The following is an 11,257-nucleotide window of genomic DNA, read 5'->3' as shown; positions in this document are numbered from 1 at the left end:
GCCAGGGTCATCGGGAGGTCACGCGGGGACCCGCTCAGTGGCGGCGATCGTCGCCGAGCCGATCACCCGGCTGCCCTGGTAGATGACGGCCGCCTGCCCGGGAGCGATGCCGAACGCCGGGTCGAGCAGCTCGATCTCCACCTCGGCGCCCGAGCGGTCGAGGCGTACGACGGCGCGGTGCTCGTCGCCGTGGGCGCGGAGCTGCACCGTGACCTCGGTCGTCGAGCCGGGGGCGAGCGGAGCGCCGCACCAGCGCGGCCGGTCGGCATGGATCCGCTCCACTGCCAGCCGCTCCCGCGGGCCGACGGTCACGGTCCCGGAGACCGGCTCGATGTCGAGCACGAAGCGGGGTCGGCCGTCGGCGGCCGGCCGGCCGATCCGCAGCCCCTTGCGCTGACCGATGGTGAAGCCGTAGGTGCCCTCGTGGGTGCCGAGGACCTCGCCGGCCTCGTCGACGATCCGCCCCGGGGACAGGAAGGGCGCTCCGTCGCTGTGCCGGTCCTGGAGCTTCTCGCGGAGCCACCCGGCGTTGTCGCCGTTGGCGACGAAGCAGATGTCGTGGCTGTCGGGCTTGTCGGCGACCAGCAGGCCGCGCTCGGCGGCCTCGCGGCGCACCTCGTGCTTCGGGGTGTCGCCGAGCGGGAAGAGCGAGTGCCGCAGCTGCCGGTCGTCGAGCACGCCGAGGACGTAGGACTGGTCCTTGCCGTGGTCGACGGCGCGGTGCAGCTCGACTCCCCCGTCGGCCGTCGGCTCCAGCCGTGCGTAGTGACCCGTGGCGACCGCGTCGAAACCCAGCGCCAGCGCCCGGTCGAGCACCGCGGCGAACTTGATCTTCTCGTTGCAGCGCAGGCACGGGTTCGGCGTCTGCCCGGCGGCGTAGGTGTCCATGAAGTCGACGACCACGTCCTCGTGGAAGCGGTCGGAGAGGTCCCAGATGTAGAACGGGATGCCGATCACGTCGGCGGCGCGACGCGCGTCGTTGCTGTCCTCGATCGTGCAGCAGCCGCGCGCGCCCGAGCGGTAGGACTGCGGATTGCGCGACAGCGCAAGGTGGATCCCGGTGACGTCGTGCCCGGCGTCGACGGCCCGGGCCGCGGCGACGGCGGAGTCGACGCCGCCGGACATGGCGGCGACGATCTTCATGGCCGGTCCGCGCGCACGGTCGGCCTCATGCACGCGCCGCGCGAGCGCGCTCGACGCACGGCACGATCGCCGCCGCCAGCGCGTCGACGTCGGCCTCGGTGCTGGTGTGGCCGAGGGAGAAGCGCAGCGAGCTGCGAGCCTCCTCGGCGTCACGGCCCATCGCGAGCAGCACGTGCGAGGGCTGCGGCACGCCGGCGGAGCAGGCGGAGCCGGTCGAGCACTCGATCCCGCGGGCGTCCAGCAGCATCAGCAGCGAGTCCCCCTCGCACCCGGGGAAGCTGAAGTGGGCGTTGCCGGGGAGCCGGTCGAGCGCGCCGCGGCCGGGCTCGGGGCCGTTGAGCACGACATCAGGCACGGCACGGCGTACGGCGTCGACCAGGCGGTCGCGCAGCGCCGCCACCCGCACCGCGTGGTCGGCCTGCTCCTTCACCGCGAGCTCCACCGCCGCTGCGAACCCGGCCACCGCCGGGACGTCGAGGGTGCCGCTGCGGACGTCGCGCTCCTGTCCGCCGCCGTGGACCAGGGCGGTGAGCTCGATCTCACGGCGTACGACGAGCGCGCCCACCCCGAGCGGACCACCCACCTTGTGGCCGGAGATGGTCATCGCGTCGATGCCGGCCGCCGCGAAGTCGACCGGCAGCGAACCGAGCGCCTGCACGGCGTCGCTGTGGACGGGGATCCCGTGCTCGGCCGCGAGCGCCACGACCTCGGCGATCGGCTGGACGGTGCCGACCTCGTTGTTGGCCCACATCACGCTCACCAGCGCGACGCTCGCCGGGTCGCGCTCGATGCTGGCGGCGAGCGCGGCAACGTCGAGCCGCCCATGGCGGTCGACCGGCAGCAGCTCGAGGTCGGCGTCCTCGTGCTCGGCCAGCCAGTGCAGCGGGTCGAGCACCGCGTGGTGCTCGACCGAGCTGGAGAGGATCCGCCGCCGCGCCGGGTCAGCGGCCCGGCGCGACCAGTAGAGGCCCTTGACCGCCAGGTTGTCGGCCTCCGTGCCGCCGGAGCTGAAGACCACCTCGCCCGGACGACAGCCGAGCGCCTGCGCAATCGTCTCGCGCGACTCCTCCACGACCCGCCGCGCACGCCGCCCGGATGCGTGCAGCGAGCTCGCGTTGCCGACGTCGGCGAGGTGCGCGGTCATCGCTGCGACGGCCGCGGGGACCATCGGCGTGGTCGCAGCGTGGTCGAGGTAGACCGTCGGGGCGTCGTTCATGGCGTCTCCAAGAGTACGGCGCGCGGCATTCCGCCGCCGAACCAGAGGCGCTGACGGGACGCTCGGTCAGCGAACGACCTGCAGGGTCGCGAGCCGGCGGGACTCGCCCCGACGCACGGCGCACGACAGGTCGACCGACCTCCCGTCTCCGATCCCACCGTGAGCGGTGGCCGTCGCGGCGATCCTCCTGGTGACCCTCACGACGAAGGTGCCGGTCTCCTCGGGGGTGAACGCGGCGGCGAGACCGGTGCCGCGCAGGGTCATGCCCCCGCTGGCCGGCACGTCGGTGTCGGGGATCTGCAGGTTCTTGATCGGTCGCCTGAGGTCCCCGACCAGGTAGGAGGCCCGGCCCTCGGCCGACACCGAGTCGACGCCGTAGGTGCGCATCATCTCGACCATGTCCGCGGGTACCTGGATGGAGAAGCTCACGGTGCGCGCCGACACCTTCACGCCCGCGCGGGCCTGGTCGGGGATGGTCACCTTGATCCGCACGTCGCTCGAGCCGCTGCCGAAGGACGACGAGCAGCGGTAGCCGATCCTCCTGTCCACCTCGGTCGCACCGGCCGGCGCGACCGAGAACAGCGAGGTGGCGAAGGAGAGCAGGACGGTGAGGACGGCGAACCTGGTCGCACGGCGTCGAGACATGCGGGGAACAGTACGTCCTGACAGCCGACATCGGGCCGCACCCGACCACGATCCGGCGTACCGTCGGTGGCACGTGCCCCCTCTCCCTCCGGAGCCTGCTGTGATTCCTCGGATGTCCCGCACCGCCCTCGCGATCGTGGGTGCGGTCGCACTGGCCGTTCCCGCATCGGGTCCCGCCGTCGCCGCGCCTCGAGCTGCCCAGGCAGAGCCCCCCGACCCGCGATGGGCGGAGATCACCCGGGTCGAGGGTGGCTACAGCTACCTCGCCACCCTGCACGACAGCAAGCTGAAGGTGACCCGCGTCGGCGACCGGGTGCGGTTCCACGACCGGGCGCTCCGGCGGTTCCTTCCGCTCCCGCGCGGCTGCCGCGAGGTCGCCGTCGACCGCGGGATCGCCGCGACCTGCCGGATCCCGGACACCACGAGCCCGGCCGCGCCGCTGCTGCTCGAGATCAAGCCCCGGCTCGGCGACGACCGCGTCGACGGGTCGGAGCTCGGCGCGGAGTTCAAGCTCTCGGTGCTCGCCAGCGCCGGTGACGACGTCGTCCTCGGCGGCGCCGGGCGCGACTTCGTCAACGGCGCGACCGGGATCGACCGGGTGCACGGCGGCCCGGGCGCCGACTGGATCCGCACCGGCGACGGCGACGACGTCGCCGCCGGCGGCGCCGGCCACGACCTCCTGGTCGGAAGCGAGGGCGACGACCAGCTCGCCGGCGGGGTCGGCGACGACGTGCTCGAGGGCGGCATCGGCAACGACCTCCTGCTGGGCGGACCGGGCGAGGACACGTTGCTCTGCGGCGACGGGGTCGACACCACCGACGACGACGGCGACCTCGACGAGCCCCGCCGCTGCGAGCGGACCGTCTGACCCGTAGCGCCGCGCAAGGGGGACCCGTGGAGCGTCCGTTCGTCATCGCCGGCGCCGGGATCGCCGGGCTCGCACTGGCCGCGGGACTGCAGCGCACCGAGACGGCGACGCCGTACCTCCTGCTGGAGGAGCGGCCGGAGCTCGGCAGCACCGGCGGCGCGATCACGCTCTGGCCGAACGCGATGGTCGCGCTCGACGAGATCGGCGTCGGCGACGACGTACGGCGGGCGGGGCGCCCCCTCGGCGCCGGCTCGATCCGAGCCCGCCGCGGCACGCTGCTGCGCTCCCTCGACCTCGAGCAGTCGGCCACGGCGCTCGGCGGCCCGCTGGTCGCGCTGCGCCGGGGCGACCTGATCGAGATCCTGCACGCCCGGATCAAGGCCGACAGCGTGGTGCTCGCGACGGCGGTGCGCGGCTATGCCCACGACCGCGACGGGGTCCGGGCGCTCACCGACGGAGACCCGGTCGCGGCCGCAGCGCTGGTGGGCGCCGACGGCTATCGCTCCGAGATCGCCCGAGCGCTGCACCCCGGCCTGCCCGAGCGGTACGCCGGCTACCCCGCCTGGCGCGGCATCGCCGACGTCGGCGGGCTCGAGCCCGTGCAGGTGTGGGGTGGACGCCAGGAGTTCGGCGTGGTGCCGCTCAGCGACACCGCGAGCTACTGGTTCGCGACCGTCCGCGAGCCGGCCGGCGGCTCCGTGCACGACGAGGTCGCCCACCTGCGGACGGCGTTCTCCGGCTGGCCGGACCCGGTGCAGCAGGTCCTGGCGGCGACCGACCCGTCCGCGGTCAGCCGCAACGACGTGATGGACCGGGCGGTCCCCCGCCGCTGGACCGACGGCCGGGTGGTCGTCATCGGCGACGCCGCCCACGCGATGCGCCCGCACCTCGGCCAAGGCGGCTGCCAGGCGCTGATCGACGCCGCGGTCCTCGCCCGCCTCCTGCGGCAGACGGACTCCCCCGCCGCCGCGTTCACCGCCTTCGAGTCCCTGCGCCGCGGACCCGCCCGACGCGTGGTGGGTCTGTCCCGCACCGCCGGACGGGTGGTCGAAGCGCCCGCCGGCCTCCACCGTGTGGCCAGCCTGGTTCCGGAGGCGCTGATGCTGCGCAGCCTGGCGCGAATCGGCGGCACCAGCGCCTTCCCCTGGTAGCCGCCGACCAGCCGCAACCCGGCACCCACGTCAACCGCGGCGCGGCAGCGCAGTTCAAAGCCGCGCGGCAGCGTGTCGCAGGCGGCGAAGCCGCACGGCGCGCAGCCCCTTCCCTGGTAGCCGCCAACCAGCCGCAACCCGGCACCCACGTCAACCGCGGCGCGGCAGCGTGTCGCACGGCGGCGAAGCCGCACGGCGCGCAGCCCGCGGGGCCGAGCCTGCGAGGCCCCGGGCGGCAAGCGCCGTCTGCGACACGCTCGCGCAATTCAAAGCAGCACGAGGTCGTCGCGGTGGACGACCTCGCGCTCGTACGCCGCGCCGAGCTCGCGTTTCAGCTCCTTGGTCGAGCGGCCGAGCAGGTCGGGGAGCTCGGTGGCGTCGAAGTTGACCAGGCCGCGGCCGACGACGGTGCCGTCCGGGGCGAGCAGGTCGATCGGGTCGCCGGCGACGAACCCACCGGAGACCGAGGTGATGCCGGCGGCCAGCAGCGAGGCCTGCCGTTCGACGACCGCTCGCACTGCGCCGGCGTCGAGCGCGACCGCGCCCTTGGCCTCGGTCGCGTGCCGCAGCCACAGCAGCCGGATCGGGCGACGGCGGCCGCTGGCGTGGAAGAGCGTGCCGACGGGCTCACCGGCGAGCGCGGCGGCGGCGTGCTCGGCCGAGGTGAGGACGACGGTGATCCCGGAGCCGGTCGCGATCCGCGCCGCTTCGAGCTTCGTCGCCATCCCCCCGGTGCCGACGCCGGCGGCACCGGGTGCGCCGATCGCGACCCCGTCGAGGTCGGCGTCGGACCGCACCTCGGGGATGAGGCTGGTTCCGGCGCGGTGCGGCGGGCCGTCATACAGGCCGTCGACGTCGGAGAGCAGGACCAGCAGGTCGGCGTGGACCAGGTGGGCGACCAGCGCGGCCAGCCGGTCGTTGTCGCCGAACCGGATCTCGGTGGTGGCCACCGTGTCGTTCTCGTTGACGATCGGGATCACGCCGAGCTCGAGCAGCTTGGTGAAGGTCTGGTGCGCGTTGCGGTAGTGCGAGCGCCGGGTGACGTCGTCGAGGGTCATCAGCACCTGCCCGGCGGTGATGCCGTGGCGCGCCAGCTCCTCGGTGTAGCGGTGCACGAGCAGCCCCTGGCCGACCGACGCCGCCGCCTGCTGCGCGGCGAGGCCGCGCGGTCGTCGCTTGAGGCCGAGCGGGGCGAGGCCTGCGGCGATGGCGCCGGAGGACACGAGGACGACCTCGGCGCCCGCGGCCTTCACGGCGGCGAGCACGTCGACGAGCGCACTGACTCGCTGCGGATCGATGCCGCCCTCGGCGGTGGTCAGGGAGGACGAGCCGACCTTGACCACGACCCGGCGGGCACCGGTCACGACGGACCGGTCACTCACCGGGGTCCTCCTCCTGCCAGGCCTCCTCGTCACTGATGTCGGGGTCGTCGTCGGAGCCGATCTCGTAGGCGAGCGGGCCGTACTCCTCGGGGCGGTCGAGGCGGCGGGCGACGTCGGCGCGGGTCTCGGTCTCGGCCCGCTCCGGCATGGCCTCCTGGATGTCGCGGCGGCGCTGGTGGGCTGGCCGTTCCTCCTGGAACCGCTCGTCCTGGCCTCGTCGCGAGAGGTTCTCGGCGCCGGCGTCGATGCCGGGCTTGAAGTCGAACACGACCGCGTTGTCGGGGTGGCCGATGAGTACGGCGTCACCCTCCTCGGCGCCGAGCTCGAGCAGCTTGGTCTCCAGGCCGATCCGGTTGAGGCGGTCGGCGAGGAAGCCGACGGCCTCGTCGTTGCTGAAGTCGGTCTGGCGTACCCAGCGCTCGGGCTTCACACCCCGCACCCGCCAGCCCGCGCCGGTCTTGCGGACGGTGAACTCGTCGCCGTCGACGCCCTTCGGGCGCAGCACGATCCGCTCGACGACCTCGGCGGCCTTCGCTTCCCGGGCGGCGAGGACGATCTCGGCCATCGCGTAGATCAGCTCGCGGGTGCCCTCGCCGGAGGCCGCGGAGATCTCGAAGACGCGCAGCCCGCGCTGGCGCAGCTCGTCGACCACCATCACGGAGATCTCGCGACCGTCCGGGACGTCGACCTTGTTGAGGGCGACCAACCGCGGCCGGTCCTCGAGACCGCCGTAGCGGGCCAGCTCGGCCTCGATCACGTCGAGGTCGTCGACCGGGTTGCGGCCCGGCTCGAGGGTGGCCGTGTCGAGCACGTGCACCAGCGCGGCGCACCGCTCGATGTGGCGGAGGAAGTCATGGCCGAGCCCGCGCCCCTCGGCCGCGCCCTCGATCAGGCCGGGGACGTCGGCGACCGTGAACGTGGTCTCGCCGGCACTGACGACACCCAGGTTGGGGATCAGCGTCGTGAACGGGTAGTCGGCGATCTTGGGCCGCGCCCGGGAGATCGCGGCGATCAGGCTGGACTTGCCGGCGCTCGGGAACCCCACGAGGCCGATGTCGGCGACGACCTTGAGCTCGAGCACCACCTCGAGCTCCTCGCCGGGCTCGCCGAGCAGCGCGAAGCCCGGGGCCTTGCGGGTGGCCGAGGCCAGCGCGGCGTTGCCGAGGCCACCGCGCCCGCCCTGCGCGATCACCATCTCGGTGCCGGCGCCGACCAGGTCGGCGATCACCTCGCCGTCCGGGTGGCGGACGACGGTGCCGTCGGGCACCGCCAGCACCAGGTCGGAGCCGTGGGTGCCGTTGCGTCGACCACCGGCGCCGTGGCCACCGTGCTCGCCCGCCCGCTTGGGGCTGTGGTGGAAGTCGAGGAGGGTGGTGACGTCCGGGTCGACCCGGAGGATCACGGAGCCACCGGGTCCGCCGTTGCCTCCGTCCGGGCCGCCGAGCGGCTTGAACTTCTCGCGGTGCACGGACGCGACGCCGTTGCCCCCGCGACCGCCGGCGACGTACAGGGTCACCCGGTCGACGAATGTGGGAACGGCCATGGCCTCAGTCTTTCAGTAGCAAATGGCGAAGGGCGCCCCATCCGGGACGCCCTCCGAAGTCTTGCGCGGCAGCGCGGCCGCGAAGCGACGCGCTCGCGCGTTCAGCACGAGCCGAGCGTCACTCGGCCGCCGGCACCACGATGTTGACGACCTTGCGGCCGCGGCGCGTGCCGAACTCGACCGCGCCCGCCTCGAGAGCGAACAGGGTGTCGTCGCCGCCACGACCGACGTTGGCGCCGGGGTGGAAGTGCGTGCCCCGCTGGCGGACGATGATCTCGCCGGCGTTGACGACCTGGCCGCCGAAGCGCTTCACGCCGAGCCGCTGAGCGTTGGAGTCGCGCCCGTTCTTGGTGGACGCAGCGCCCTTCTTGTGTGCCATCTGTTCAGTCCTTTGGTGTCGAGCCTGCCCGGTGGTGCAGAGACTCAGAGCTTGATGTCGGTGACCTTGACCTGGGTGTACTTCTGGCGGTGACCCTGGCGCTTCTTGTAACCGGTCTTGTTCTTGTACTTCTGGATGATGATCTTCGGGCCCTTGGTCGCGCCGAGGACCTCGACGGTCACGCCGGCCTTGTCGAGACCGGTGGTGGTGACGGTCTCGCCGTCGACCGTCATGACCACGGGCAGCGTCAGGGTGTCGCCGACGGGCGTGGAGACCTTGTCGATCTCGATGACGTCGCCGACAACGACCTTCTGCTGCTTGGCGCCTGCGCGCACGATCGCGTACACCGCGGTCTCCTTAGTCTGAACATCTGAGTCTGGGGCTGCAGCACACCACGATCTCGACCCGCGAGGGCAAATGAGCGTGATGCTCGTGAGTGGGTGCAGCAGAGCGGAACGCCGGAGCGCACCGACGGTCAATAGTACGGATCGGGGCCGGTCACGGCAAAACGACGAGCGAGCCGGACCACTCCGTCCTCAGCGCTTGCGCGTGCCCTTCTTCTTGATCGGCACGTGCTCGACGTGGGGCTCGGGAGCCGGTTCCGGGGCCGGGTCGGCCAGGGGCGCGGGCGAACTGGCCGGCGGACCCGCCGGTCGGCTCGCCGCGCTGCGACGGGTGCGGGTCACGACCGTGGTCACCGGAGCCGCGACGACCTCGACGGCCGGCTCCTCGACAGGGGGCTCCTCGGCGCGGGGCTCCTCGGCAGGGCTCTCCGCGGCAGGAGGCTCCTCGGCAGGAGGCTCCTCGGCACGAGGCTCCTGGGCACGAGTCTCCTCGACGGGAGTCTCCGCGGCGGGAGTCTCCTCGGCGGGAGTCACGGCTGCGGCGTCCTCGACAGAAGGCTCGTCGGCCTCGGTCCCGGTCGACGCCTCGTCCGCCTCGGGAGCCGGGGGCTTGGCCATCGCAGCCACGATCTTCGGTGACGGCACCGCCTTGGCTGCCGGCTCGTCGGCCTGGCCGTTGCCCTTGCCCCGGCGCCGACGGGCGCCACGAGGTGCGCCTTCGTCGCCGCCACCGCGACGCGGCTCGACGGGAAGGTCGTTGACCACGATGCCGCGACCCTGGCAGTGGTCGCAGGTCTCGCTGAACGCCTCGAGCAGCCCGGTGCCGATCCGCTTGCGGGTCATCTGGACCAGGCCGAGGGAGGTCACCTCCGCCACCTGGTGGCGGGTGCGGTCGCGTCCGAGACACTCGACGAGCCGCCGCAGGACCAGGTCGCGGTTGGACTCCAGCACCATGTCGATGAAGTCGACGACGATGATGCCGCCGATGTCACGCAGCCGGAGCTGCCGCACGATCTCCTCGGCGGCCTCCAGGTTGTTCTTGGTGACCGTCTCCTCGAGGTTGCCGCCGGAACCGGTGAACTTGCCGGTGTTCACGTCGATGACGGTCATCGCCTCGGTGCGATCGATCACCAGTGAGCCGCCCGAGGGCAGCCAGACCTTGCGATCGAGCCCCTTGGCGATCTGCTCGTCGATCCGGTACGTCGCGAAGGCGTCGGGCTTGTCAGGCTGGCCCTCGACCGACGTCTGGTAGTGCTCGAGCCGCTCGGTGAGGTCGGGGGCGACCTGCTCGACGTACTCGCGGACGGTGTCCCAGGCGTCGTCGCCCTGGACGACCAGCTTCGCGAAGTCCTCGGTGAAGAGGTCGCGGACCACCTTGAGCGTGAGGTCCGGCTCGCCGTACAACAGCTGCGGTGCGTTGCCCTTGGCGACCTTGGACTCGATGTCCTCCCAGCGCGCCTTGAGCCGCTCGACGTCGCTGGTGAGCTCCTCCTCCGAGGCGCCCTCGGCGGCCGTCCGGACGATCACGCCGGCGGTCTCGGGGACGATCTCCTTCAGCAGCGCCTTGAGGCGCCCACGCTCGGTGTCGGGCAGCTTGCGGGAGATGCCGGAGGTGGTGCCGTCCGGCACGTAGACGAGGAAGCGGCCGGCAAGGCTGACCTGGCTGGTGAGCCGGGCGCCCTTGTGGCCGATCGGGTCCTTGGTCACCTGGACCAGAACGGCCTGCCCGGAGGTCAGCACCGACTCGATCTTTCGCGGCGTGCCCTCCTTGTGGCCGAGCGCCGACCAGTTGACCTCACCGGCGTAGAGCACCGCGTTGCGGCCCTTGCCGATGTCGATGAAGGCGGCCTCCATCGACGGGAGGACGTTCTGCACCCGGCCGAGGTAGACGTTGCCGATCAGCGACGTCTGCGACTCGCGGGCGACGTAGTGCTCGACCAGGACCTTGTCCTCGATCACGGCGATCTGGGTGAGGTCCTTGCGCTGACGGACCACCATCACCCGCTCGACGGACTCGCGACGGGCGAGGAACTCGGCCTCGCTCACGATCGGTGCGCGGCGTCGTCCGGCCTCGCGGCCGTCACGGCGGCGCTGCTTCTTGGCCTCGAGGCGGGTGGACCCGGAGATCGAGGTGATCTCGTCCTCGGCCGAGCGCGGCTTGCGCACCCTGGTCACGGTGTTCGGGTCGTCGCCCCCGTCGGCGCCACCCTCGCCCTCGCGGCGCCGGCGCCGGCGCCGGCGCGACGACGAGGAGCCGCCCTCGCCCTGCTCGCCACCGTCCGCGTCGGTGTCGTCCTCGTCGGACTCGTCCGCGTCGCTCTTGCCCTGGTTGTCGGCCTTCGCCTTGGCGCCCTGGGCCTTGCCGCCGCCCTGCCGGCCGCCCTGCCGGCCGCCCTGGGACCGGCCGCCGCCCCTGTTGTCGCCCTTGTCGCCCTTGTCGCCCTTGTCGCCGCCCTTGTCGTCGCTGTCGGCGTCGCCGTCGGCCTGGGCCTCGGCGCCGTCCGACTCGTCGTCGGGAGTGTCGTCATCGTCGTCGCCCGCACTGCCACCCGCGCCCGCGCCGGACGGCTTGCGCCGGCGGCGACC

General features: G+C 73.0%; 10 protein-coding genes. 2 read left to right on the top strand and 8 right to left on the bottom strand.

Going from position 1 to position 11,257, the window contains the following annotated elements:
* Positions 1 to 18: 18 nt before the first annotated feature.
* From mnmA to H0488_RS17585, 3 genes are all read right to left on the bottom strand, one after another.
* Positions 19 to 1,143 (bottom strand): tRNA 2-thiouridine(34) synthase MnmA, encoded by a 1,125-nt coding sequence (gene mnmA, locus H0488_RS17595; RefSeq protein ID WP_183100550.1) that lies wholly within the window; start codon positions 1,141 to 1,143, stop codon positions 19 to 21.
* 25 nt (positions 1,144 to 1,168) lie between these two features.
* A complete protein-coding gene (locus H0488_RS17590) occupies positions 1,169 to 2,359 on the bottom strand; it encodes a cysteine desulfurase family protein (RefSeq protein ID WP_183100549.1) in 1,191 nt (396 codons plus the stop codon).
* Positions 2,360 to 2,425: 66 nt separating this feature from the next.
* Positions 2,426 to 3,004, bottom strand: coding sequence for a DUF6801 domain-containing protein (locus H0488_RS17585; RefSeq protein WP_183100548.1), 579 nt, complete (start codon positions 3,002 to 3,004; stop codon positions 2,426 to 2,428).
* A 112-nt stretch (positions 3,005 to 3,116) separates the two neighbouring features.
* On the opposite strand from H0488_RS17585, the gene H0488_RS17580 reads away from it, so the two are divergent.
* Positions 3,117 to 3,872: a calcium-binding protein gene (locus tag H0488_RS17580; protein WP_183100547.1), complete on the top strand. Its 756-nt coding sequence runs from the start codon at positions 3,117 to 3,119 to the stop codon at positions 3,870 to 3,872.
* Positions 3,873 to 3,898: 26 nt separating this feature from the next.
* A complete protein-coding gene (locus tag H0488_RS17575; protein ID WP_183100546.1) occupies positions 3,899 to 5,023 on the top strand; it encodes an FAD-dependent monooxygenase in 1,125 nt (374 codons plus the stop codon).
* Positions 5,024 to 5,289: 266 nt separating this feature from the next.
* Here H0488_RS17575 and proB read toward each other — a convergent pair whose 3' ends face one another.
* From proB to H0488_RS17550, 5 genes are all read right to left on the bottom strand, one after another.
* Entirely contained in the window at positions 5,290 to 6,405 is a 1,116-nt protein-coding gene (proB, locus tag H0488_RS17570; protein WP_183100545.1) for a glutamate 5-kinase, read from the bottom strand.
* Positions 6,398 to 7,948, bottom strand: a complete 1,551-nt coding sequence (obgE, locus tag H0488_RS17565) for a GTPase ObgE (RefSeq protein WP_183100544.1) — start codon at positions 7,946 to 7,948, stop codon at positions 6,398 to 6,400. Before obgE ends, proB begins: the two co-directional genes overlap by 8 nt.
* Before the next feature lie 118 nt (positions 7,949 to 8,066).
* Complete coding sequence (gene rpmA / locus H0488_RS17560) at positions 8,067 to 8,327, bottom strand: 50S ribosomal protein L27 (protein ID WP_183100543.1); 261 nt, start codon at positions 8,325 to 8,327, stop codon at positions 8,067 to 8,069.
* A 44-nt stretch (positions 8,328 to 8,371) separates the two neighbouring features.
* Positions 8,372 to 8,674 (bottom strand): 50S ribosomal protein L21, encoded by a 303-nt coding sequence (gene rplU / locus H0488_RS17555; protein ID WP_183100542.1) that lies wholly within the window; start codon positions 8,672 to 8,674, stop codon positions 8,372 to 8,374.
* A gap of 189 nt (positions 8,675 to 8,863) precedes the next feature.
* Positions 8,864 to 11,257 (bottom strand): Rne/Rng family ribonuclease (locus H0488_RS17550; protein WP_183100541.1); only part of this gene is annotated, 2,394 nt, incomplete at its 5' end.

Source organism: Nocardioides pelophilus (assembly GCF_014180685.1).
GTDB classification, from domain to species: domain Bacteria; phylum Actinomycetota; class Actinomycetes; order Propionibacteriales; family Nocardioidaceae; genus Nocardioides; species Nocardioides pelophilus.
Note: the sequence above shows the minus strand (reverse complement) of the source record. Positions and strands in the feature narration are given on the sequence as shown.

Bases quoted from the DNA above. Each gene is read 5' to 3' on its own strand.
- mnmA (WP_183100550.1), bottom strand. From the start codon at position 1,143: ATGAAGATCGTCGCCGCCATGTCCGGCGGCGTCGACTCCGCCGTCGCC.
- H0488_RS17590 (WP_183100549.1), bottom strand. From the start codon at position 2,359: ATGAACGACGCCCCGACGGTCTACCTCGACCACGCTGCGACCACGCCG.
- H0488_RS17585 (WP_183100548.1), bottom strand. From the start codon at position 3,004: ATGTCTCGACGCCGTGCGACCAGGTTCGCCGTCCTCACCGTCCTGCTC.
- H0488_RS17580 (WP_183100547.1), top strand. From the start codon at position 3,117: ATGTCCCGCACCGCCCTCGCGATCGTGGGTGCGGTCGCACTGGCCGTT.
- obgE (WP_183100544.1), bottom strand. From the start codon at position 7,948: ATGGCCGTTCCCACATTCGTCGACCGGGTGACCCTGTACGTCGCCGGC.
- rpmA (WP_183100543.1), bottom strand. From the start codon at position 8,327: ATGGCACACAAGAAGGGCGCTGCGTCCACCAAGAACGGGCGCGACTCC.